This window comes from Butyricimonas sp. BSD2780061689_150309_C8 (genome assembly GCF_015560935.1).
Classification (GTDB): Bacteria; Bacteroidota; Bacteroidia; order Bacteroidales; family Marinifilaceae; genus Butyricimonas; species Butyricimonas paravirosa.
The window spans coordinates 102,848-125,959 of the sequence record NZ_JADMSV010000003.1 but is presented as its reverse complement, the minus strand read 5'-3'; the positions used below and the strand labels follow the sequence as shown (position 1 = coordinate 125,959).

Below are 23,112 nucleotides of genomic sequence, written 5' to 3'. Positions count from 1 at the left end.
TATGATAAAATCAGTTTTAATAGCAAACCGGGGAGAGATTGCCATCCGGATTGCACGTACTGCCAGACGCATGGGAATCGTGACGTACGCCATTCGTACCCGGAAGGAGCCGGAGACCGTGTATTTATCGTCTGTTGATATTGTTCTTGACTTCCCGGAAACGGATGGGAATGTGCCTGAATTTTTGGATATTGATCGTTTGATTTATTTGGCCCGGGAACATGAGATCGAGTCTCTTCATCCGGGGTATGGTTATTTGTCAGAGAATGCGGAATTGGCGGAACGGTGTCGAGAGAACGGGATTATTTTTATTGGTCCCTCGCCGGAGGTGATTCGTCTGATGAGTGATAAGGTGGCGGCAAAGGAGATTGCAGAACGTCGTGGCGTGCCTATGCTGGGTGCTAGCAAGGGTGCCGTTCGGGATGTTGATGATGCTCGGGAGACGGCGGATAGGCTAGGGTATCCGGTTATTATAAAGGCTGTTTCTGGAGGAGGAGGAAGGGGGATGCGTATTGTACGCAAGAAGAGTGAACTGGCTCAATTATACAAGTTAGCTGCGGCAGAGGCTCAAGTAGCTTTTAATGATCCTTCTGTTTTCATTGAAAAATATCTTGAAAGTCCGAAACATATCGAGTTCCAGATTGTTGCCGATAATTATGGGAACGTGGTTCATCTGGGTGAACGTGAGTGTTCCATTCAGCGGAAACATCAAAAATTAATGGAAGAGGCCCCATCTCCGGCTCTTGATGATCGTTTGCGGAAGAAGATGGCCACGGCTGCTGTTGCTTTGGCTAAAGCTGCGAGGTATCAGAATCTGGGAACCGTGGAATTTTTGCTGGATCGTCAAAAGCGTTTTTATTTTATGGAGATGAATACTCGTATTCAGGTGGAACATCCGGTTACCGAGGAGATTACTGGATTTGATCTGGTGGAGTTACAATTTAATATTGCCGCAGGGCGTAAGTTACCGCTCCGTCAGTCTCAAATTCGGCTCACGGGCTGGTCTATCGAATGTCGGATTAATGCTGAGGATGTACAGGCTGGGTTTGCTCCTAGTATGGGTGTTATCCGGCGATTGCGTTTGCCGCAGGGAAATCATATCCGTATTGAAACAGGAATTGCTCCCGGCTCGGAAATTACTCCTTTTTTCGATTCAATGGTGGCGAAATTGATCGTTACGGGGGAGACTCGGGAACAAGCTATCGAGCGAATGCTTTCTGCTTTGGAGAGATTCCATGTAAAGGGAATCCGGACGACAATTCCTTTTTGTAAAGCGGTTCTTCATAACGAGACTTACCGTAATGGTGATTTTGATACTTCATTTATAGAGAGTCGATTGAGTTCTCCGGTTTGGCGAGAGCCTCACGAGGAGTTGCTGGGTGCTTTGTTTGCGGTATATACATATACTCACGAGAATACACCGGAGGTCGGTCCCGACACCCGTATTGATCCTTGGGTGCTTAATAAACGAATTAGAAATTTATAATGATCGGATATGGATAACAAGGACGTAACAAAATATATAGCCCTTAGTGGCAGTAACACGGCATACGAGTTCTCCGTGAAAAATAATTACGAGTTTAGTCTGAAACGGCAAAATATGCGTATTGATTTAGTCGAAGAGGCTGATGGTTTTTTGATCCTGCTGTACAAGGGGATTCGCTATCCGGTGGAAATTGTGTCTCGCAGGCAGAATGAATACGAGATTTTACTTAACGGGGTGGCCTATACGTTTTCGGTGGAAACTCCTTTTTCTTTGAAACGGAAAAGATTGTTGGCAGGTCGGCAGGGTGAAGTCTTCGACATGACTATTAAATCTCCTATGCCGGGAAAAATTTTGGATGTATCGATAGAAGTCGGGCAGGAGATTAATAAGGGAGATACGCTAGTCGTGCTTGAGGCAATGAAGATGCAAAATGTTATCATCGCTTCTCAAAAAGGACGAGTTCGTCGGGTATGCGTGGTTGCCGGTCAAACTGTGAGTAAAGACGAGATTCTGGTGGAAATCGGGGCGTAGATACTCTCTTTCGTGAAAAGACCACTTACAAGGGTAAGGTATTCCGGTAAACGGGCATCGTTGCTCCATTGTAATTCGATGTGGAGAAGTTCGGAGGCTGTTTTGCCGATGTCGAATCCCACGGATTCAAGCGATGGGCGTATTTCTTGAGGATGGAGACAGGGAAAACCGTTTATCCGGGTACACGAGTTTAGGGGGCATAAGTGACAGGTCCCTGCATAAAAGGCCCGGCTGTCAGGATATTCATGTTCAAGAGTCAGTAGTCGAGGATCAATGATCTTCCGGGCAGATTCTATGGCTTGGAGGGAAATTGTTTTGTGCCGTTCAAGTGTCGTGCAGGAATTGCGGGTTGCCGTTTCGAATGTTATTTTAGTTCCGATAATGTACGTTTGTTGATAACCGGAGAGGTATTCGTCCGTGTTAAACTCGAAAGGAGGGCAGGCCCAGCAACGGTTATAGCGTTCGCATTGCTGACAGAAAGAAATAAATTTTTCCGGATTGCGATACTCCTGAATGTATTGCGAGGTCGGGAGCGAGACGATATGGTGCGTGAGTTCATACATTTTTTATCTGGTTTATTAAACGTATTGGGGATACGGGTTATATTCCCAGAGAATTACTTTTTCCGAATGAAGAGAGGCTGGAACGTTTATCAATCTTTGGTTGGAACTTCCTCGAAAGAGCAGACCTTCCTTTCGTTTGGCCGGATCAAATCGTCCGTCGACTAAAACATCTATGTAAGGTAGAATTTGGGAAAGTCGTCTGGAATTAATAATTTCCTCGTAGCGGAAACCCGTGTAGCACCAGATATTTTTGGATGTAATGATTTTCAGTCGTTTGGCCAATTGTGTGAATCCTTCTACTTGAAATAGCGGATCTCCCCCACTGAATGTTACGTCGGAGAAAGGATTGTTTGTGATTTTCGCTACAATATAATCCAAAGAAACAGGATGGCCGTTTCGTAAGTTCCAGGATTGTGGGTTATGGCAACCCGGGCAATGATGAGTACAACCCGCCGCATAGACGGACACCCGGAATCCGGGTCCGTCAACAACGGTGTCTTCAATAATGTCCAATAATGTAATAGTGTTAGTCATGTCTTACCCGGTCGTTTAGTTCTGCTAGTTTTGCGTGATTCCAGCGGTCAGTGGTACCTACCAGATAACCGGTAATTCTTTGTAAGCGGTCAATGTTCGTACTTCCGCATTTCGGACAGGTTTCCAAATGTGCGGAGGCATCCTCGAAACCGCAGTCCATGCAACGATTCCGGTTGTGGTTCACGGAGCAATACCCCATGTTGTACCGGTCCATCATATCGACAACTGACATAATCGTGCTTGGATTGTGGGTAGCATCCCCGTCTATCTCGACATAAAAGATATGGCCGCCCCGGGTCAAGTCGTGATAAGGTGCTTCAACCTCGGCTTTATGGCGGGCGCTGCATTTATAATACACGGGTACGTGATTGGAATTCGTGTAATATTCCCGATCCGTGATTCCTGGTAAGATGCCGAAACTTTTCTTGTCTTTTGCGGTAAATTTTCCGGAGAGTCCTTCGGCAGGAGTGGCGAGTACGCTGTAATTGTGTTGATATTTATCCGAGTACTCGTTTGCCTTGTCCCTGATGTGTGATACGATGCGTAGGCCGAGTTTCTGTGCATCGTCGTCTTCTCCATGATGTTTACCGGTTAGAGCAACTAGACATTCGGCCAAGCCAATAAAGCCGATTCCGAGAGTTCCTTGGTTAATGACGTTCTCGATAGTGTCGTCCGGTCCCAGTTTTTCACTACCCAGCCAGAGAGAAGACATAAGTAACGGGAATTGCTTTACCCGGGCTGTTTTCTGGAATTCGAGACGTCGGTGCAGTTGTAAAGCTGTTAAGTCGAGTATTTCATCCAGTTTTGAGAAGAATGTTTCCACCCGGGTGGTCTTGTCCTTTATTTCCATACATTCGATGGCAAGTCGTACGATGTTTACCGTGGAGAAAGAAAGGTTACCACGTCCGATAGAGGTTTTTTCTCCGAAGCGATTTTCGAATACGCGGGTACGACATCCCATAGTGGCTGTTTCGTAGCGGAATCGTTCGGGATCATCAGCTCTCCATTGTTCATGCTGGTTGAAAGTGGCATCCAAGTTTATGAAATTCGGGAAAAAACGACGCGCGGAAACCTTGCATGCGAACTCGTATAGATCATAATTCGGGTCTTCCGGAAGGTAGTTTACTCCTTTTTTCTTTTTCCAGATTTGAATCGGGAAAATAGCCGTGGCTTCGTTACCCACTCCCCGGTAGGTGGAACGCAATAATTCACGGATGACACAACGTCCTTCGGCAGAAGTGTCTGTACCGTAGTTGATGGAGCTGAAAACAACCTGATTACCTCCTCGGCTGTGGATGGTATTCATGTTGTGGATAAAAGCCTCCATGGATTGATGTACCCGGTTTACCGTGCGGTTGATGGCGTGTTGTAAAACTCGTTGTTCTCCGGTCAAACCTGATAATTCCCGGGGAATATAGTCTTGAATTTCGATGTGATAAAGATGGTTATAGTTTTCTCCGTTTAATTCTTCCAATACTTTGACTTCTTCCACGAAACTGGAACGTACATAGGGAGCCAGGTAAAAGTCAAAAGCGGGAATCGCCTGTCCCCCGTGCATCTCGTTTTGGGCGGTTTCCAGAGAGATACACCCTAGGATGCTGGCTGTTTCGATACGTTTGGCAGGACGTGATTCCCCGTGTCCGGCAAAGAATCCGTTTCTCAGAATCTTATCCAACGGGTGTTGCACACAGGTAAGGCTTTTCGTGGGGTAATAGTCTTTGTCGTGAATATGCAAGTAGCCTTGGCGAACTGCGGTTTTCACTTCTTCGGTTAACAAGTAGTCGTCAACAAAAGGCTTGGTAGTTTCACTGGAAAATTTCATCATCATCCCTGCCGGGGTGTCCGCGTTCATATTCGCGTTTTCCCGGGTAATGTCGTTGGATTTTGTTTCGATAATTTCCAGAAAAATATCTCTCGTTTTTGCTTTACGTGCAACGCTCCGCTGGTTTCGATAAGCGATATATAGTTGTGCCACATCTTTTCTGCGGCTTTTCATGAGTTCGATCTCTACATTGTCTTGTATTTCTTCCACGGTCATCTGTTCTGCCCCGCGGTAAGCGACCCGGTCGGCAATGGTGGATGCCAATTCCATATCCTCTCCCTGTGCCGTGTGGAGCATTGCCCGACGAATGGCCGCGATAATTTTTTCTTCATTAAAGCCGACAACCCGGCCATCCCTTTTTACAACTGTCTGAATCATGTCTTTCTTATTCCTTTAGTTTAGTTACAATTACATGAATTTTAATTTTGTTTTGGTTTGAGATGACTTTATGATTAAAAACGGGATGTAAGTATGTTTGAAATACCTGCGTTCCCGGCTTTTTCCTCGAAAGCCTTTGAAACCTCTGGTCTTGGCAGGTCTTCTGACTTGTTCCCGGTCAAGCGCCTTCCCGTTGGAAAACAGTGGCAATGTGATGCTTGAACGATTCAGTGAAACTTACAGCAGCGGGACTGTTCAGGATTTTCACCTGATTCCCTTTTAATCCTTGTTGAAGGAACCAAAATCTAGACAAATGTATAAATAATTTTTCTATTGGTGAGAGAAAAAATATCTTTTTTGGAAAACTTTCTTGTTTGATTTTTTCAAAAAGTTTTCCAAAAAGAATTTTTTGATCTAAGATAGTGATGCCAGCAGAGTGTTTAAATTGGATGCGAAAATTTTTACAGACATGGCAAGTAGAATGATGCCAAAGAATTTTCGTAGAATGTAAACGCCGCCTTTCCCGAGAACCCGTTCTACTAAATAGACATTGCGTAGAACAATATAGACGACCGTCATGTTAAGAAGAATGGCAATGATAATACTAAAAACGCTACATTCAGCTTTAAGTGTCAGCGTGGTTGCTAATGCCCCGGCTCCCGCGATAAGCGGAAAGATAACAGGTACGATTGTTGCCGAACCTTCCGGGCCATCATTTCTGAAAATCTCGATACTAAAGGTCATTTCTATGGCGAGTACGAAAAGCACTAATGCCCCGGCAAGGGCAAAAGAGGAAATGTCGATGTTGAATAATTTCAATAATCCGTCTCCTGCGAAAAGAAATGCTATAAATATAACGAGAGATATTCCTGCGGCTTTTTCGGCACTGACTTTTTTTCCTGCATCATTCAACCCGATAATAATAGGAGTTGATCCCGTGATGTCGATCACGGCGAAAAGTACCATAAAGGCGGTGAATATTTCTTTTATATTGATACTGAAGTCCATATTCGTATAACATGAAATTTGCGGGTTACAAGTGCTGTACGTATTTATGAAACCAACGTTAAAGAGGTGTACTGTCACTTGTAGTCCCGCAAATTTACGATTATTTTTTATAATTCCCATATTTCGGCATCGGAGGGTACGTGTATCCGTGCGGATAACGGGGCGATGCGTGTGATATTTAATAGGTGTTTATAGGTGAAGTTTTCGGAAATCGAGTTGTTCCCCCAACTTCCGCACCCGAGGGTGTTGGTCACGGGGAGCCCGTTTTGTATGGAACCTCCGGCCGTGGTAGCACACGGGGCATTCACGATCAGGCGTGATACGGAGAGTTCTGTTCCAGCCTTGATGATGTTTGCCTGATTGTTGGAGTGGATTCCGGCCGTGTGTCCGTTTCCTTCCATGAACAGATTTGTTTTGGCGATTTTTATCGCTTCATCAAAGTTGTCATAAGCGAATGCAGCCATGACGGGACACATTTTTTCTTTGCAGATGAGGTCGTCACGTCCTATTCCGTGAGCTTCTACCACGAGGACTCGGGTGTTACCCGGTACGAAGATGCCGGCTTTGCTTGCGATTGTCTGAACGGATTGTCCGACAATATCCCTGCAAATATGCCCGTCTTCAAAAAGTGCATTAACTACTTTGTCTCGATCTTCTTCAGACACGATGTATGCCCCATGACGGCGGAAAGCGTCCATAACTTCCTGTTTGTCATCTTTGTGATAAATGAAACTCTGTTCCCCGGAACAGATGATGCCGTTGTCAAAGGAGCGACCGGTGATGACTTTTTCTGCCGCTACATCGAAATCAATAAATCGATCTAGGATAACCTGTACGTTACCTGCACCGACACCGAAAGAGGGTTTGCCCGATGAGTAAGCTGATTTTACCATGGGCATTCCTCCCGTGGCAACCACGACATCACAAGCTTCCATAAGTTCGCAAGTCTTTTCGATCGTGGGTTCCTCGATCACCTGAACTAGACCTTCCGGAACTTCAAACGGGGCAATAGCCTCGATAATAAGTTTCACGGCTGCACTAGAACATTGTTTTGCTTTCGGGTGAGGGGCTATGATGATAGCATTCTTTGTTTTTAATGCAAAGATAATTTTAGACATCGGGGTAACTACGGGATTTGTCATCGGAGTAATTCCGGCTACCACGCCAATAGGTTTAGCTATTTCGATAAGATTCGTTCTCTCGTCAATACTTAGGATTCCCATGGATTTTTTTCCTTTCAGGTTGTACCATACTCCCTTGGATTTATTCCTGTTTTTGGCTACTTTGTCTTCGTAAACACCCATTTGGGTTTCATCAATCGTAAGTCGTGCCAGTTCTTCTGCATGGTCAAAAATTGTGCGGGCGGCAGCTTTAATGACTTGATCGACTCTTTCTTGGTCGAATCGTTCATCATAAATAACTTGAGCTTTGCGGGCTCTTTCTACCATTTCTTTTATTTCCATGATATTTTTAATATAGGGTTGAATAGATTTCTTTTATTTCTTCTCTTGTTAATTCCACGTGGTTGTTAGCCAGCAGGCGTTGTTGTGTTTGAAGTACGTTGTCGGTGAACCCATCAATTTCTTCGGGTTTCATACCATAGGTGTGGAGTGGGTTTTTGGATAACAATTTACCCAATAGGTAATCGAGTTCTTCATACACGTGTTCCGTGTCGGTTCCCAGGAGGTGTGCGAGTAACGCGTTAACTTCCGTGATGTTCCCGAAAGGTTTTTTCTTGTAATAGAATTTGAATACTTCCGTGAAGAACTGGTAATTAGCTTCCCCGTGGGGTACGTGATAGTTTCCCCCGAGCGGGTAAGATAGTGCGTGTACGGCACCCACTCCGGTGTTTCCGAATGCAATACCGGCATAATTGCTAGCAATCAGCATTTCTCTCAGGCGCTCTAGGCGATATTCCGGTCCTTGTGCGGCAATGTGTTTGAAAACGTCAATGATGCTTTCAATGGCTGCTCGACAGAATATCTGGGTGTAGGGATTTGATTTCGGGGAAACGTATGATTCAACGGCATGGATGAGGGCATCGATGGAACTGCACACGAAAAACTTGTAGGGAAGTCCCCGTACCAGTTCCGGGATTAACACGGCATCATCTGCTAGTAGGGCGTCGTCGGCCAAACCCATTTTCGTGTGGCGGGATTTAATCTCGGCGATCGAAATATTGGTTACTTCGCTACCGGTGCCGCAGGTAGTGGGGAGGATCACCAATTGACGGGCTTTTTCAATGGGTATTTTGCGTTCGAAAGCATCCGTTGCATTAACGATGCCACGCAGAGTAAATAGTTTAGAGATGTCAATGACGGTTCCTCCCCCTACGGCTATCACACGGGTATAATTTTCTAGTTGAATATCTGCGAGAATATGGTTGATCATCTCGTCGGACGGCTCTCCCATTCCGTATTGTTCTTGCATGATGAAACGGCAAGGAAGGTTAAGACCACGCATGTATGGATTGTATAGGAATTCGTTCGTGATGATTAAATCTTCTTTCGCGAGATTGAATTCTTTGGCAAAGTCTGCAAAAGAGTCGAATTCACTTAAACGGGTTTTTAATTTGAATAATTGCATGATTATTTCATTTTATATTGTTTTTAGTGCTAACGGGAAACGACGAAAGAATTCTTCCGTGAGCGATTCTCTGAAATCGGGATGAGCTATCCGGATTAGGTTCTCGGCTCGTTGGCGTAAAGTTTTTCCTTTGAGGTGAGCGATTCCGTACTCCGTGACAATATAATCCACCTCGTTTCGTGAGGTCGTGACGGCTGCTCCTGCTGCTAGATACGGAACTATACGGGAAACCTTCCCCCGGGCTGCCGTGGAAGGCATGGCCAGGATGGATTTACCGCCTTCGGAGAGGGCTGCTCCCCGGATGTAATCGACTTGGCCTCCCGTTCCGCTGAATTGTTTCGGGCCGATGGTTTCGGAACAAACTTGTCCGGAAAGATCGATCTCGATACAAGAGTTGATGGATATTAATTGACGATTCTGGCAAATGATGTAAGGATCGTTTACATAGTCCACGGGAAAGAGGGCTACATCGGGATTGTTATCAACAAAATCGTATAGGCGTTGGCTTCCCATGAGGAAGGTGGCAACCAGTTTCCCCGGATGGAGGGTTTTACATTTTCCGTTGATGACTCCTTTTTGGACCAGATCGATTACCCCGTCAGAGAACATTTCCGTGTGAATACCCAGATCTTTTTTGTCTTGCAGGCATTGCAGGACGGCATCGGGGATAGCTCCTATTCCCAGCTGCAGGGTGGAGCCATCCTCGATGAGTTCTGCACAGTACCGACCGATAGCTTGTTCCGTTTCCCCGATTTTAGGCAGGGGTATTTCAAACAAGGGGTTGGAGGTTTCCACGATATATTCCAGTTCGGAAACGTGTATGTGGTTATCACCTCCGACATGAGGCATCCGGTCGTTCACTTCGGCAATTACCATGCGTGCGGCATGAGCCGCGGGTTTCGTGTAGTCGGAAGAAACTCCGAAACTACAATAACCTTCTTCGTCCGGTGTGCTGAGATGAACGATTGCCACGTCAATAGGTAGAGTCCCGTTGCGGAAAAAGTGTGGTAATTCGTGAAAGAAACAAGGAATGAAGTCTGCACGGTCTTCATTCACGGCTTGTCGGGTGTTTCCTCCCACGAAATTGGTATTATGCCGGAAGTGGGATAACATTTCCTGTTGAGTATAAGCTCCATCGCCAAGGCATAGCATATGGTATATTTCCACGTTATGGAAATCGTCTTTGTGTGCCACGAGAGCTTTGGTGATTTCCTGAGGAACACCTGCTGCATGGGCAAAGACAACCCGGTCGTTGTTCCGGATGGCCTTGATTGCTTTCTCGGCTGTGGTTAGTTTTTGTGTATAAAGTTCTTTCCAGTTCATCATCTATCTATTTTATTGCGGTTGAGAATCTGACGAGCAAAGTCTAATATACCGGGATCTATTTCGTTCACCAGAATGACTTTCCCGATCTTGTTTCCCATTTGTTCCGAGAGAATGCGTTGCACGGTCTGTTCAATCGTGATTTGTGCGGCAGGGCATCCCTTGCAGTTGCCGAGTAGAGCAACCCGCACGTCTTTCTTGCGGATTTCCCGAATAACAATATCCCCCCCGTGGTCCTGGAGGAGAGGGCGAATGTGTGTTTTTATGATCTCCTCCAGGTGCTTCCACAGAGTCGTGGGGTCTTGATTATTTCCGGTTCTTACTTTCATCGATCCGGGCAATTTGTTTTGCTAATTCTTTCTTGTTTTCGAGGTTTCCTTGCCGGGCAATCATGATTCGTTGTGCTTGTGGGGAGCCGGCTCCGTGCATGGATTCCGTGCGGTAGCCTACCGCCGCGGTCCCGAGCGTGATGTTCTCGATCAGGCGAAGAATACGCATCCGGTTTTCAGTGTCAGTCCCCGTGGCTCCTTGCAGGTATTTTTTTACATATCCACCGATATACGGGTCTCTTAAATCTTGGGCTGAAGGCATGGTTACCATTAATCCCCCGGCAATATCTTCCGCGAGTCTGGCAATTTCATACGGGAAACGAGTCACGTTCTGTTTGCAGACATTGGCAAGTAGCAAATTGATCTGGTAGTTGCCCGCCAACGTGGGTTCTCCTTCTGCCGAGCAGGCGATTCCGCACGAGTAAAGGGTTTCGTTGAGGTGCATCATTTCGATGAGCTTGTCCTTGATATGGTTGGCTTTAGGTACTCCATTGTAGTCTGCGGCGAGAGCGGCAGCACCGATAAGTACATCCCCTACACCGACTTTACATCCCCCGTAGGATTGTCTGTGATAACCGGCAAAACGCTCTACCATCATGCCTGCAAATTCGTATTCTTTGCACATGAAAATTCGCTCGTTGGGGACGAATACATCGTCAAATATCACGAGAGCTTCATGTCCACCGAATTGTGAATTTCCCAAGTCGAGATCCGCATCTTTTTCCATTTTGCGGGTATCGCAGGACTGGCGTCCGTAGATCATGAGTACGCCTTCCGCGTCAGAAGGCACGGCAAATGAAACAGCGTAGTCTTTATCGGATTCTTTCATGGCTACGGTCGGCATAATCAAGTGTTCGTGGGAATTGACTGCCCCGGTTTGGTGAGCTTTGGCCCCGCGAACGATAATCCCGTCCGGGCGTACTTCCTTGATGCGAAGATATAGGTCCGGATCTTCTTGTTGTGATGGAGAAAGACCCCGGTCTCCTTTCGGATCGGTCATAGCCCCGTCGACAGTGAGATCGTTGTCTTGTACATATTTCAAGTACTCTATGAAACGTTTGTGGTATTCCGTTCCATGAGCTTGGTCAATTTCGTAAGTGGTGGAGTAAATGGCGTTGAAGGCGTCCATTCCAACGCAGCGTTGGAAACAAGCCCCGGTTTTCTGTCCGACTAAACGTTGCATCTTTACCTTGTTGATCAAGTCTTCGGTGCTTTGATGCAGGTGGCAGAAACGATTAACTGTTTTTCCGGTAAGATTGGATTTTGCCGTCATGAGCGTCTTGTACTCATCTTTTTCAGCCAATTCATAAGTCATGGCCACTGAATTCATGGACGGGCGGATCATCGGGTGATCTACGGGGTTGCTGATTAGTTCTCCCATGAAATAGACCTTCAGGTTTAGTTTCCTGAGACTCTCAATGTACTGTTCTTTTGTCATCATGATCTTTGATATTTTATTAGTTGTAATATTTTGAATAAAGAAAAATTGCAGTAAATAAAAGCCGTTTGCTGTCTGTTACAAGGGAGAATTTGAAGGGAAGAAAGTGAGAAGGGAAAGGATACAGAGGATCGAGGCGTATGTTTGCCGTTGAAGGGGTAACATTCGCTGTCTCTCGTTGCCATCATAGAGAAACATTTTCTTTTTCTCGTTGAAAAAGAATTAATTACGTCAGTATAAATATACTCACGCTGTAATGCTCCTTTGTTCATAATGTTCCATCCCGGGGGACGTCAACACAATTTTATTTTTATGAATAACTTCGCACATCTCCTTTACCCCAAATCCCCAGAGTAACGGATTTATATTTTGTCAGGCAGGTCTTCTGACTTGTTCCGGAATTCGCGGCCTTCCCTTTTCTTGTTGAAAAAGTGACCATTAGAATGCGAAAACCTTTTTAAGAACTTACAGCTGAGGGCACAGTCCCGGATTTTCACCGGATTCCCTATTCAATCTTTTCCCTTGCAGGGGGAAGAGATCACCATGACGTCACAAAGGTATATAAATATAATTGTATTCCTACTTTTTTTCTGTAATTTTTTAATGGATGTAAAAAAGCTTAGTCCGTTAATTTGTTAATGAGGTCTTGATGGAGACGTGTAGAAATTCGAGAGAATAGGTAATAATGATTTAATGGTGGTAAAGTCTCAAAGAAGAAATTTTCTATATAAGAAAAGTGACCGGAATTTGCTCCGGTCACGATTATGATGTTTGGTGAAGTTTATTTTCCTCGAATAGCCGTGATTCCCGGTAACTCTTTCCCCTCGATGTATTCGAGCAGGGCACCACCTCCGGTGGATACGTAGCTAACCTTGTCGGCCAAGCCGAATTGGTTGATGGCGGCAACAGAGTCGCCACCCCCGATTAAGGAGAAGGCGCCGTTTGCAGTGGCTTTCACGATGGCATCAGCGATGGCTTTGGTTCCCACGGCAAATTTAGGCATTTCGAATACTCCCACGGGGCCATTCCAAAGGATTGTTTTGGATTGTTCGATGACTTTGGTGAAGGCCGCGATACTTTCCGGGCCGACGTCCAAGCCTTCCCATCCATCGGGAATTTCCATGGATGGAACGATCTGGGTGTTGGCGTTATTGTCGAAAGCGTCGGCAGCGACAGTGTCGGTTGCCAATACAAGATTTACACCTTTTTCTTTGGCTAGTTTCATGATTTCAAGAGCCAGGTCGAGTTTGTCTTCCTCGCAGATGGAATTGCCGACATGACCGCCCAGTGCTTTTTTGAACGTGTAAGTCATTCCACCCCCCAAGATGAGGTTATCCACCTTGTCCATGAGGTTCATGATAATATCGATTTTGGATGAAACTTTGGAGCCTCCCATGATGGCCATGAACGGGCGGGTGGGGTTGTGCATTACTTTATCCACGCTTTCCAATTCTCCTTGCATGACGTATCCGAATAGTTTGTCATTCGGGAAAAATTTGGCGATAACAGCGGTGGATGCGTGAGCCCGGTGGGCTGTCCCGAAGGCATCGTTGATCCAAACGTCGGCTAAAGATGCCAGTTTTTGAGCGAAATTCTCGTCTCCTTTTTCTTCTTCTTTGTAGAATCGAAGGTTTTCCAACAGGAGAACTTCTCCCGGTTTCAGGTCTGCTGCAGCTTTTACTGCACTTTCCCCGATGCAGTCATCGGCGAACTTCACGGGTACACCTAACAGTTCTTCCAGGTGTTTCTGGATATGTTTTAATGAGAATTTGTCTTCCGGTCCGTTTTTCGGGCGTCCGAGATGAGACATCAATATTACGGAACCTCCTCCCGCCAACACTTTCTTGATCGTGGGAACGGCTGCCCGCATACGGGTGTCGTCCGTGATCTCGAACTTTTCATTTAAAGGTACGTTGAAGTCTACGCGGATAAGCGCCTTCTTGTTTTTAAAGTTGTAATTATCAATTGTCTGCATAGCAATTGTTATTTTAATGAGTAAATTACTTAATCAAAAGATAAAGGTAAGGATAAAATTATTTAAACCAAAAAATATGCAGAAAGGAATTTCGCGTGTAAAACCAACTAGCAAGAACAAGTTTGCAGATATTCACGTGTTTTAATCTTTGATTAATTGTTATAATCTCCAGTTTATGGGATATAGCCGACATAAAGCTGAGATATAGACGAGTTGAATCGTCTTTATCCAATTGAGTGTGGTGGATATGCCTTGTGTGGGGGGGGTATCTGTTCGATAGGTGGGATATAAAACCTGTTCTCAAGTGTTGATCGGGTTTATTATCGTGTATGTGAAAAGAAAAAATGTGGGAGAAAATTTGTAACCTTCATGGAAAATATGGATTTTTACCTCTTGTAAAAACGTACCCGATAAGATGTAAGTTATTAATATAGGTGTGGCAGAACGAAATTAGCAGGAATGAGACGAGTTGTAATCATAATATGCATGGGGATAACAATTTTGTTTTTGTTGTCTTCTTGTCGGAAAAATGAGAAAGCGAAAACAGCAGAATTGTGCAGGGAGTTGGAGAACTCTGTGATGTTATCGCCTGCGTTTGATTCTTTGGTAAAGGTGTCTATGGGGTTACCTAATTTTTTTCGTTCGAAAGTATTGTTGACTGCGGGAAGTTGTTATTCCACTAGGGTGGAGCAGATGCAACAGGCTCGGATTTACTTACGGGAGGCCTACCGGATTGCCCCGCGGGACGTGAAGAATTTAGTGGCGCTGGAATTAACCCGGCTTTACGGTTCTTTGATTTTGCGGGATAGTTGTGTGGAAGAGGCCATTCGTTTTATCAGCCGGGTGCCTTCTAAGGTGGTATTTACCCGGGAGGAAGAGGCTAAATTCTATTACTTGGGAGCTTGTTTTTTTAAATCGATCGATATAGACCGGGCTTTTAAAGCCGTGGATCAGGCATTGTCGTTGTATCGGGGACTTTCAGATACGGAGGGGGAGATCGAGGCTTATCGCTTGAAAGCAACTTTATACGGGGTCTTGCAAGAATATGAAGAACAATATGCTTGTTACGAGGAGGCCTATCGCCTTTTACGACGATCAAGATTCCGGGATAAGGTGAAACCTTTTTACGAGCAGATGGCGGCAAGCCTGAAAAAGTTGGGAAGGCATGAGGAGGCGTTACTTTGGTATGAAGAGGTTTTAAAGGAATTGCCGGATTCAAGTAGGCTTGGACGTTACGGAATTCAGGTAGCCGAGGCTTATTCCGGGTTGGGGTATCACGAAAAGGCTCGGGAGATATTGAGGGGCGGGTTGGTGAATGAAAAACGAGGTGGAATGCGTAACGTGTTGCTTACTCGTGTTGCCGAATCTTTTATCCAGGAGGGACTTCGGGACTCGGCTTTGATAGCGTTAAAAAGTGCGATTGACTTTTACGAGATATATGCTCGGGAAAATCAATTGAAGGTTCCCGGTGTGATGTTCATGAATTATTTAAGGTATGGGCGTTGTTTGTGGGAGATGGGGGAAAAGGATGAGGCTGTTGCGTATCTGGAAGGTATTAGTTATAAAAAAGCAGAATCCCCAGAGAGTCAATTAGCTCAGGCCCGGGTGTTGGAATTGCTGAGCGAATATCACGAGGATATGGAGAATCGGCAGGCGTTTTGTGACGTCTTGCATCGACGGGATTCGGTTTTGGAGTTGTACGATTCCTTTTATGATAACGGGCGTTATCGTCAGGTGTTGAAAAAATACAAGAATCAAAAATTTCTACGGGAGATCGAAGAGATGAACCGGAAACAGGAGTCTGCCAATTGGTGGTTGGTGCTGGCATTACTTGTGACCGTGGGACTGATCGTTTCGGCCTTGATATATACCTGGGTTTCGTGGGGAAAAGAAAGAGAGTATAAAAAGAGAAAATAGTATTTATGGATAAGCACGAGATATTCATGCGGAAAGCGTTGGAAGAAGCCCGCTTGGCTGAAGAAGAAGGGGAAATCCCGGTTGGGGCAGTAGTCGTTTGTAAAGGTCGGGTAATCGCCCGGGCCCATAATCAAACCGAGCGTTTGAATGATGTGACGGCACATGCGGAGATGCTTGCCATCACGTCCGCGACTTCTTTATTGGGAGGAAAATATTTAAATGATTGTACCCTGTATGTCACGTTAGAACCATGCGTCATGTGTGGTGGTGCGCTTGCTTGGGCTCAATTGGGAGAATTGGTGTACGGGGCTGCCGACCCGCATCGGGGGTATGCCCGGCTTTCTCCGTCCGTGTTACACCCGAAGACAAACGTGGTTACCGGAGTTTTAGAGGATGAATGTGGAGAATTGGTAAAAAATTTCTTTGCCAGAAAAAGGTGATTAATTTGTTGATTTATGATTTGTGATTATGTGATTTCCACCCACAAAATCCATACTCTTGATCTCACGTTAGACTTTAAACTTTTATCTTTTCATTTTCAATTTTCAATTGTTTTGTTGTACATTTACGAATTGAATAGATTGTTATTAATAAAATAGTACATGGGTAATTTTGATATAAGGACCGGGAATGTGCCAGATAGTGAGAAAGAGCTGGAGAAGGCTTTGCGTCCGTTGAGTTTTAGTGATTTTCAAGGGCAAAAGAAGATCGTGGATAATCTGGAAGTCTTCGTGGAGGCGGCGAAGATGCGGGGTGAATCTCTGGATCACGTTCTGTTGCACGGCCCTCCCGGATTGGGAAAGACAACGTTGTCGGCTATTATTGCTAACGAGTTGGGAGTCGGGATTAAGATTACTTCCGGTCCGGTGTTGGATAAACCGGGTGATTTAGCGGGGTTGTTAACTAATCTGGAGCCGAATGATGTGTTGTTTATTGACGAGATTCACCGGTTAAGCCCGATCGTGGAAGAGTATCTTTACTCGGCGATGGAGGATTTCAAGATTGATATTATGATAGATAAAGGGCCGGCTGCCCGATCCGTGCAGATCCAATTGAGTCCTTTCACGCTGATTGGGGCGACCACGCGTAGCGGCTTACTGACAGCCCCGTTGAGGGCGCGTTTCGGTATCAATAGTCACTTGGAATATTATGATCTCGACGTGCTGACGGGGATCGTGGAGCGCTCGGCGGCTATTTTAAGAACAAAGATCACGAGTCAGGCCTCGAAAGAGATCGCGTCCAGAAGTCGCGGGACTCCTCGTATCGCTAATGCCTTGTTGCGTCGGGTACGGGATTTTGCCATGGTGAAGGGAAACGGGGTGGTTGATCTTGAGATCACGACCTTCGCGCTGGAGGCTTTGAATATTGATAAGTTCGGGCTGGATGATATGGATAATAAAATTCTGTTGACGATTATTGATAAGTTCAAGGGGGGGCCTGTCGGTTTGACCACGATTGCAACTGCGGTCAGCGAGGACCCGGGAACCTTGGAAGAGGTTTACGAGCCGTTCTTGATCAAGGAAGGTTTTCTGAAAAGAACCCCCCGGGGACGTGAAGTGACAGATTTGGCTTACAAGCATCTACAGAAGAATCGGCGAACGGATGACTGGCAAGCCACGTTATTCTAGCTAATTCCGGAGGATTGGGAAAGCGGGAAGTGTTGGATAAAATGATAAATTCAAAAGTTTTATTAATGTTAAAAATGGGTGAAAGCGGGGTTTTGACTTGTTTAATTTGCGGAACGGATAAAATTTTGAAGAGGATCAATGAGTTATATTTGTGTTAAATAGTATTAAGCCTGTCAATTGTTAAAATGGATTTGTTAAATTTGCGTGTATGAGAAAGCAACAGATAATCATATTAGGAATTGTGTTTGGTATATCCTTGCTGGGATTGATTATTCTCCAGACCAGTTATTTCCAAACGGCTTACGAGGTGAAGAAGGAGCAATTCTTCTACTCGGCTAACCGGGCTATGGATGATATGGTCGATTATATCCGTAAGCAGGAAGAGGCGGGTAGGCTTTCTGAAAATAGGAATCTGTCTGAGGTCAGACGTCGGGGAGTGGAGATTGATGCCCCGATCTATATTGATCCGAAACGTCCGATTGCCGTGAAAAATGACCCGTCGGCAGTTGCCAATTCTATGCTTAATTTGATTGATGATGATTCGGAGGTGAAGGATGTCAGTGAATTTGTGGGAAGTAAGTTCAAGGAGGATAATTTGGCCACTTCTATCTCCAAGTTGCAACAAGCCATGAAGGAACGGACCGGGGAAAACTACAGGTTTGTACCGGAAGGGAAAGAGGATAAACACGTGATCGAGGGGCGGGTGGATTTGAATAATCTATACGGTTTTATCGGTAACACGCTGACAGACGCTGGAATCCGTTCCCGTTTTGAATTCGGTATCAAGGAAAATGGTAAATTTATTTTGACCTCCAAGAATTTTTTAAGTCATGTCTCGGATGATGTGACGCTTAGCCGGAAGATATTCCCGGGTGAAAGCTCATCGGCTATCCTGTATCTGAAGTTCCCGGATGCATCGTCCGATACGGCAGGTTCCGTGTGGATGGTTCTGCCCGGGGTGCTGATCACGATTGCTATCGTGTTTTGTGCCGTGTTCTGTTTGATCGTTATCGTCCGGCAAAAAAAGTTGTCGGTTATCAAGAATGACTTTATTAATAATATGACGCACGAGTTCAAAACCCCGATTGCGACAATTTCTTTGGCATCCCAGATGTTGAAGGACGGGGCGGTGACGAATACCCCGGAGACCATTGACCGGGTGGCCACGATTATCCGGGATGAGAGTAAACGTTTAACTTTCCAGGTGGAACGGGTGTTGCAAACGGCCTTGTTCACGGAAACCCGGATGAAACTAAAGCTAAAGAATATAAATATTAATCAGTTGATTGAAGATTTATTGCCTAAATTTAGCTTACGTGTGGAGGATAAAGGGGGTAAGTTCTCCGCTTATCTTGAGGCGGATCAAGATGAAGTGCTTGCGGATGAGGTGCATGTGACAAACGTGATTTCCAATCTCGTGGATAACGCGATAAAATATTGTGTAAAACCACCAGAAATTACCATTTATACTCGTAATAAAGATAAAGAAATTATAATAAGTGTCATTGATAATGGCATAGGAATTGCTAAGAAAGATCAGAAGTTGATCTTCGAAAGATTCTATCGTGTGTCCACGGGGAATTTGCATGACGTGAAGGGATTCGGCTTGGGACTATCATATGTGAAGAAAATCGTTGAGGCTCATGGTGGAAGGATAGACGTGGAAAGCTCCCTTGAAAAAGGTAGTTGTTTTGACATCATTTTACCTTTAACCGTAAAAAAGCAAAAAATAAAGAGAACCTTATTTTTCTAAATTCGTATATTTTTACAGAGAATTAAAAAATGAGAATTATTTAAAACAACATAGCTATGGATGAGAAAATTAAAATTTTATTGGCAGAGGATGATACCAACTTGGGTATGCTTCTTAAAGAATATTTGAGAGCTAAAGGTTTTGAGACCGTTTTATGTGAGGATGGAGAGATTGCATATGAAAGGTTTTTGAACGAACCGTTTGACATTTGCATTTTCGACGTGATGATGCCTAAAAAAGATGGTTTTACGCTTGCGAAAGAAGTTAGACAGATCAATAGCGAAATTCCGATTATTTTCTTGACGGCTAAGTCGATGAAAGAAGATGTGTTGGAAGGATTCAAGTTAGGAGCCGATGATTATATGAGCAAACCTTTCAGTATGGAAGAGTTGTTGCTTCGTATCGAGGCTGTCTTGAGAAGATCAACCGGGTTGAAACCGGAAGACGAACAAGAGATCTTCAAGATTGGTAAGTTAACATTCAATTCTAAGAAACAAACCTTGTTTGACGGGGAAGAAGAACAAAAATTGACCACGAAAGAGTCTGAGTTACTTCGTCTGTTGTGCTTGAATGTAAACAAGGTATTGGAGAGAAACTACGCTTTGAAGAATATCTGGGCTGACGACAATTACTTTAATGCCAGAAGTATGGATGTTTATATCACGAAGTTACGTAAACATTTGAAGAAAGATCCGTCGGTGGAAATTATCAATGTTCACGGAAAAGGATATAAATTGATTCTTTGATGATAAAAAGGGGATTCGGAAGAGTCCCTTTTTTGTTGGAAGTTGACAGGTTTCAAGTTGCAAGTTAAAAAGTTTCTATGTAAACTTGCAAACGATAACAAGTCAACTTTTGTTTTATAGTTAAGGACAATAATTTTAAAGAGATGAAAATAGCGATAGCATGTGACCATGCCGGTTACGAGTACAAGGAACGGTTGGTAAAATACCTTCGGGAAAAAGGTCATGAAGTAAAGGATTTCGGTGCTTATTCTGCCGAGAGTATGGACTATCCGGATACAGCTCATCCGATGGCTGCGGCCGTGGAGGCTGGTGAATATGAAAGAGGAATTGCCATTTGCGGAAGTGGTAACGGCATTTCCATGACCGCCAATAAGCATCAGGGTATTCGTTGTGCTTTGTGCTGGAACATGGAACTTGCAGCTTTGGCTCGTCAGCATAATAATGCGAACGTGGTTGGATTGCCTGCTCGTTTTATTGCTTACGAGGAAGCTCAAAATGTGGTAGACGTTTTTTTGTCAACAGATTTTGAAGGTGGTCGCCACCAAAGAAGGGTGGAGAAGATTCCGGTAAAATAAAAGGGTTGGAAGGTTCATAAAGTTTATAAGGTCTATAAAGTTCTTGGTCCCCCGAGGGGCGCTTTGTCTATGACAGCTTGAGCTGCCGTTAAATCATTGTCCGAAGGACACCCGTTACTTTATAGACCTTATAAACCTTATAACTTTATGAACTCCGAACGTCAGATTCGGCACATATCCACCGGCATTTCTTTCTGTGCGTCCGTCACGGCCAAGGTGGTCATGTAAACAATGTCTCTCACGCTACATCCCATTTGTAAAATATGTACGGGTTTATTCAAACCAAGTAAAACGGGTCCGATGATTTCGTTGTTTCCTAGTTCTTGCAACACACCCAAGGCTATACTTCCGGAACTAAGGTTTGGGAAGATAATCGTGTTCACGTCCTTGTCTGCCAGTGGGGAGAACGGGAAACGTGCTTGTCGCAATTCGGTATTGAATGCGATGGATGCAGACATTTCGCCGTCAACCAGGATTTCGGGGTATTTACGATGAAGCGTGTCAACAGCCTCTTGTATCTGTGCCGGGCTACCCAAGCGGTATTCCCCGAAATTGGAGTATGAGGTGAGGGCGACAATTGGTTCCACGTTGAATTGTTTTACAGCCTCGTAGGTCAGGACGGTCACGCATTCCAGTGTGTCGGCTGACGGATGACTGTTGACTGTCGTGTCGGCTAGGAAATAAGTACCTTTTTTATTGGTCACGATGTGCATACCTACGGCATATTTGCAACAAGCTCTTAGGCCGATGATGTCTTTGGCAGCCCGGAGTACATCGTGGTAATTAGAGTGAATCCCGGAAATAAAACCGTCTGCCTCTCCTGATTCAACCATCATTAAACCGATGAAATTCGGGTTTTTCATTAATTCTTTGGCTTGTTCCAGAATAACCCCTTTTCTTTGTCTTTTTTCGTAATAAGCCTGAGTGTATTGATCTATTTTATTGATCTCTTTTGCCGGGTCGAAAATGGTTAGTTCGGGTAACTCTAATTTATATTGTTTTTGGAGAGTTTCGATTTCGGTTTTGTTGCCGATGAGTACGGGATAAGCGATCTTTTCGGAAAGAATCTCCTGTACAGCCATCAGGGTTTTGATGTCAGCTCCTTCCGCAAACACGATTCGTTTGGGATTAGTTTTGGCTTTGCGGGTCATTCGGCGCATGAGTCTTTCGTCTTGGCCCATACGTTTTTCCAATTGATCCCGGTAGGCATCCCAGTTTTCGATCTCCGTGCGGGCAACTCCCGATTCGATGGCGGCTTTTGCCACGGCAGGGGCGATGCGACTGATCAGACGGGTGTCCAAAGGTTTGGGAATGATATAATTCCTGCCGAAAGCGATGGACGGGTCATTGTATGCCATTTTCACGTTTTCGGGAACGGGTTCTTTCGTCAATTCAGCCAGCGCGTAAGTGGCGGCAAGTTTCATCTCCTCGTTTATGCTCCGGGCTTGCACATCCAATGCTCCCCGGAAGATATACGGGAATCCGAGTACATTGTTGATCTGGTTCGGGTAGTCCGAACGTCCCGTGGCGAAAATAATGTCCGGGCGGCTGTGAATGGCTTTTTCATAGCCGATTTCCGGATTCGGGTTAGCAAGGGCGAATACGATCGGGTCTTTGGCCATGCTTTGAATCATTTCTTCGCTCAATATATCAGCGACAGAAAGACCTAAAAACATATCAGCTCCAACGAGAGCTTCGGTTAGTGTACGGGCAGAGGTCTCAACGGCAAATTCTTCTTTCTCTGTGTTGAGGCCGGCTCTTCCCGTGTAGATAACTCCTTTGCTGTCGCACATGGTCATGTTTTCTTTCTTCACACCCAATGCTTTATAAAGGCGGGCGCAGGAAATGGCCGCGGCTCCGGCCCCGTTGACCACGACACGAATGGTATCAATTTTTTTCCCGTTGAGTTCGAGGGCATTTAATAACCCGGCAGCTGAAATAATGGCTGTCCCGTGTTGGTCATCGTGCATCACGGGAATATCCAGTTCTTCTTTGAGCCGGCGTTCGATTTCGAAACATTCGGGTGCTTTAATATCTTCCAGGTTTATTCCCCCGAAAGTCGGGGAGATCATTTTAACCGTTTCGATGAATTTATCCACGTCTTTCGTGTCGAGTTCGATGTCAAACACGTCGATGTCCGCGAATATTTTAAACAATAATCCTTTCCCTTCCATGACGGGTTTGCCGGACAAGGCACCAATATCTCCTAGTCCGAGTACGGCTGTCCCGTTTGAAATCACGGCTACCAGGTTGCTCTTGGCTGTATATTTGTAGGCATCAATTTGATTTTTCTGGATTTCCAGGCAGGGTTCCGCTACCCCTGGAGAATAGGCCAGTGAAAGATCATATTGTGTACTATGTGGTTTTGTCGGAACGACTTCAATCTTTCCGGGACGTCCCATTGCGTGGTAATGCAGGGCCTGTTTTTTATCCATGTTGTTCATATTTTTAGTCATTTTAAGCGTGTGTAAAGCTATTTGGACTTGATTTAAATAACAAGGTATGATACGTTAATAAAAA

General features: G+C 45.0%; 19 protein-coding genes and 2 riboswitches. Of the genes, 8 read left to right on the top strand and 11 right to left on the bottom strand.

Annotated features, from left to right (window positions below):
- Position 1: 1 nt before the first annotated feature.
- Together I2I33_RS04975 and I2I33_RS04970 are read left to right on the top strand one after the other, a co-directional pair.
- Positions 2-1,486 (top strand): acetyl/propionyl/methylcrotonyl-CoA carboxylase subunit alpha, encoded by a 1,485-nt coding sequence (locus I2I33_RS04975; RefSeq protein WP_087419593.1) that lies wholly within the window; start codon positions 2-4, stop codon positions 1,484-1,486.
- Between the two features lie 9 nt (positions 1,487-1,495).
- Positions 1,496-2,017, top strand: coding sequence for an acetyl-CoA carboxylase biotin carboxyl carrier protein subunit (locus tag I2I33_RS04970; protein WP_087419594.1), 522 nt, complete (start codon positions 1,496-1,498; stop codon positions 2,015-2,017).
- Here the strand turns inward: I2I33_RS04970 and I2I33_RS04965 are convergent.
- The 10 genes from I2I33_RS04965 to I2I33_RS04920 all read right to left on the bottom strand — a co-directional run bounded on the left by I2I33_RS04965 (position 1,972) and on the right by I2I33_RS04920 (position 13,973).
- Positions 1,972-2,580 (bottom strand): DUF2284 domain-containing protein, encoded by a 609-nt coding sequence (locus I2I33_RS04965; protein WP_087419595.1) that lies wholly within the window; start codon positions 2,578-2,580, stop codon positions 1,972-1,974. The genes I2I33_RS04970 and I2I33_RS04965 overlap by 46 nt on opposite strands.
- Positions 2,581-2,595: 15 nt before the next feature.
- Positions 2,596-3,114 (bottom strand): anaerobic ribonucleoside-triphosphate reductase activating protein, encoded by a 519-nt coding sequence (gene nrdG, locus I2I33_RS04960; RefSeq protein ID WP_087419596.1) that lies wholly within the window; start codon positions 3,112-3,114, stop codon positions 2,596-2,598.
- Positions 3,107-5,314 carry an anaerobic ribonucleoside triphosphate reductase gene (locus tag I2I33_RS04955; RefSeq protein ID WP_087419597.1) on the bottom strand — a complete coding sequence of 736 codons (2,208 nt, stop codon included), beginning with the start codon at positions 5,312-5,314 and terminating at the stop codon, positions 3,107-3,109. Before I2I33_RS04955 ends, nrdG begins: the two co-directional genes overlap by 8 nt.
- 135 nt (positions 5,315-5,449) lie before the next feature.
- A riboswitch (cobalamin riboswitch) is annotated at positions 5,450-5,632 on the bottom strand.
- Between the two features lie 96 nt (positions 5,633-5,728).
- A complete protein-coding gene (locus tag I2I33_RS04950; protein WP_027200273.1) occupies positions 5,729-6,322 on the bottom strand; it encodes a MarC family protein in 594 nt (197 codons plus the stop codon).
- A gap of 107 nt (positions 6,323-6,429) precedes the next feature.
- Complete coding sequence (locus I2I33_RS04945; protein WP_087419598.1) at positions 6,430-7,785, bottom strand: aldehyde dehydrogenase family protein; 1,356 nt, start codon at positions 7,783-7,785, stop codon at positions 6,430-6,432.
- A 7-nt stretch (positions 7,786-7,792) separates the two neighbouring features.
- Entirely contained in the window at positions 7,793-8,908 is a 1,116-nt protein-coding gene (locus I2I33_RS04940) for a 4-hydroxybutyrate dehydrogenase (protein ID WP_087419599.1), read from the bottom strand.
- 12 nt (positions 8,909-8,920) lie between these two features.
- On the bottom strand, positions 8,921-10,231 hold the full coding sequence (locus I2I33_RS04935) for an acetyl-CoA hydrolase/transferase family protein (RefSeq protein WP_087419600.1): 1,311 nt from the start codon (positions 10,229-10,231) through the stop codon (positions 8,921-8,923).
- Positions 10,231-10,560 (bottom strand): NifU family protein, encoded by a 330-nt coding sequence (locus I2I33_RS04930; protein WP_087419601.1) that lies wholly within the window; start codon positions 10,558-10,560, stop codon positions 10,231-10,233. The genes I2I33_RS04935 and I2I33_RS04930 overlap by 1 nt, the downstream gene beginning before the upstream one ends.
- Entirely contained in the window at positions 10,538-12,001 is a 1,464-nt protein-coding gene (locus I2I33_RS04925) for a 4-hydroxyphenylacetate 3-hydroxylase family protein (RefSeq protein WP_087419602.1), read from the bottom strand. Before I2I33_RS04925 ends, I2I33_RS04930 begins: the two co-directional genes overlap by 23 nt.
- 354 nt (positions 12,002-12,355) lie before the next feature.
- A riboswitch (cobalamin riboswitch) is annotated at positions 12,356-12,559 on the bottom strand.
- Positions 12,560-12,779: 220 nt separating this feature from the next.
- Positions 12,780-13,973 (bottom strand): phosphoglycerate kinase, encoded by a 1,194-nt coding sequence (locus I2I33_RS04920; RefSeq protein ID WP_087419603.1) that lies wholly within the window; start codon positions 13,971-13,973, stop codon positions 12,780-12,782.
- Positions 13,974-14,459: 486 nt separating this feature from the next.
- On the opposite strand from I2I33_RS04920, the gene I2I33_RS04915 reads away from it, so the two are divergent.
- The 6 genes from I2I33_RS04915 to rpiB all read left to right on the top strand — a co-directional run bounded on the left by I2I33_RS04915 (position 14,460) and on the right by rpiB (position 20,592).
- Positions 14,460-15,890, top strand: coding sequence for a tetratricopeptide repeat protein (locus tag I2I33_RS04915; protein ID WP_087419604.1), 1,431 nt, complete (start codon positions 14,460-14,462; stop codon positions 15,888-15,890).
- Between the two features lie 5 nt (positions 15,891-15,895).
- The gene (locus I2I33_RS04910) at positions 15,896-16,330 is read left to right on the top strand and encodes a nucleoside deaminase (protein WP_087419605.1); all 435 of its coding nucleotides are present in this window, start codon (positions 15,896-15,898) and stop codon (positions 16,328-16,330) included.
- Positions 16,331-16,492: 162 nt separating this feature from the next.
- Positions 16,493-17,518 (top strand): Holliday junction branch migration DNA helicase RuvB, encoded by a 1,026-nt coding sequence (gene ruvB, locus I2I33_RS04905; protein ID WP_087419606.1) that lies wholly within the window; start codon positions 16,493-16,495, stop codon positions 17,516-17,518.
- Between the two features lie 208 nt (positions 17,519-17,726).
- Complete coding sequence (locus I2I33_RS04900; RefSeq protein ID WP_087419607.1) at positions 17,727-19,271, top strand: sensor histidine kinase; 1,545 nt, start codon at positions 17,727-17,729, stop codon at positions 19,269-19,271.
- 56 nt (positions 19,272-19,327) lie between these two features.
- Positions 19,328-20,017, top strand: coding sequence for a response regulator transcription factor (locus I2I33_RS04895; RefSeq protein ID WP_027200284.1), 690 nt, complete (start codon positions 19,328-19,330; stop codon positions 20,015-20,017).
- A gap of 143 nt (positions 20,018-20,160) precedes the next feature.
- Positions 20,161-20,592 (top strand): ribose 5-phosphate isomerase B, encoded by a 432-nt coding sequence (gene rpiB / locus I2I33_RS04890; protein ID WP_087419608.1) that lies wholly within the window; start codon positions 20,161-20,163, stop codon positions 20,590-20,592.
- Between the two features lie 161 nt (positions 20,593-20,753).
- On the opposite strand, the gene I2I33_RS04885 is transcribed toward rpiB, so the two are convergent.
- Positions 20,754-23,036: an NADP-dependent malic enzyme gene (locus I2I33_RS04885; RefSeq protein WP_087419609.1), complete on the bottom strand. Its 2,283-nt coding sequence runs from the start codon at positions 23,034-23,036 to the stop codon at positions 20,754-20,756.
- Positions 23,037-23,112 lie beyond the last annotated feature (76 nt).

Bases quoted from the DNA above. Each gene is read 5' to 3' on its own strand.
- I2I33_RS04975 (WP_087419593.1), top strand. From the start codon at position 2: ATGATAAAATCAGTTTTAATAGCAAACCGGGGAGAGATTGCCATCCGG.
- I2I33_RS04970 (WP_087419594.1), top strand. From the start codon at position 1,496: ATGGATAACAAGGACGTAACAAAATATATAGCCCTTAGTGGCAGTAAC.
- I2I33_RS04965 (WP_087419595.1), bottom strand. From the start codon at position 2,580: ATGTATGAACTCACGCACCATATCGTCTCGCTCCCGACCTCGCAATAC.
- nrdG (WP_087419596.1), bottom strand. From the start codon at position 3,114: ATGACTAACACTATTACATTATTGGACATTATTGAAGACACCGTTGTT.
- I2I33_RS04955 (WP_087419597.1), bottom strand. From the start codon at position 5,314: ATGATTCAGACAGTTGTAAAAAGGGATGGCCGGGTTGTCGGCTTTAAT.
- I2I33_RS04950 (WP_027200273.1), bottom strand. From the start codon at position 6,322: ATGGACTTCAGTATCAATATAAAAGAAATATTCACCGCCTTTATGGTA.
- I2I33_RS04945 (WP_087419598.1), bottom strand. From the start codon at position 7,785: ATGGAAATAAAAGAAATGGTAGAAAGAGCCCGCAAAGCTCAAGTTATT.
- I2I33_RS04940 (WP_087419599.1), bottom strand. From the start codon at position 8,908: ATGCAATTATTCAAATTAAAAACCCGTTTAAGTGAATTCGACTCTTTT.
- I2I33_RS04935 (WP_087419600.1), bottom strand. From the start codon at position 10,231: ATGAACTGGAAAGAACTTTATACACAAAAACTAACCACAGCCGAGAAA.
- I2I33_RS04930 (WP_087419601.1), bottom strand. From the start codon at position 10,560: ATGAAAGTAAGAACCGGAAATAATCAAGACCCCACGACTCTGTGGAAG.
- I2I33_RS04925 (WP_087419602.1), bottom strand. From the start codon at position 12,001: ATGATGACAAAAGAACAGTACATTGAGAGTCTCAGGAAACTAAACCTG.
- I2I33_RS04920 (WP_087419603.1), bottom strand. From the start codon at position 13,973: ATGCAGACAATTGATAATTACAACTTTAAAAACAAGAAGGCGCTTATC.
- I2I33_RS04915 (WP_087419604.1), top strand. From the start codon at position 14,460: ATGGGGATAACAATTTTGTTTTTGTTGTCTTCTTGTCGGAAAAATGAG.
- I2I33_RS04910 (WP_087419605.1), top strand. From the start codon at position 15,896: ATGGATAAGCACGAGATATTCATGCGGAAAGCGTTGGAAGAAGCCCGC.
- ruvB (WP_087419606.1), top strand. From the start codon at position 16,493: ATGGGTAATTTTGATATAAGGACCGGGAATGTGCCAGATAGTGAGAAA.
- I2I33_RS04900 (WP_087419607.1), top strand. From the start codon at position 17,727: ATGAGAAAGCAACAGATAATCATATTAGGAATTGTGTTTGGTATATCC.
- I2I33_RS04895 (WP_027200284.1), top strand. From the start codon at position 19,328: ATGGATGAGAAAATTAAAATTTTATTGGCAGAGGATGATACCAACTTG.
- rpiB (WP_087419608.1), top strand. From the start codon at position 20,161: ATGAAAATAGCGATAGCATGTGACCATGCCGGTTACGAGTACAAGGAA.
- I2I33_RS04885 (WP_087419609.1), bottom strand. From the start codon at position 23,036: ATGAACAACATGGATAAAAAACAGGCCCTGCATTACCACGCAATGGGA.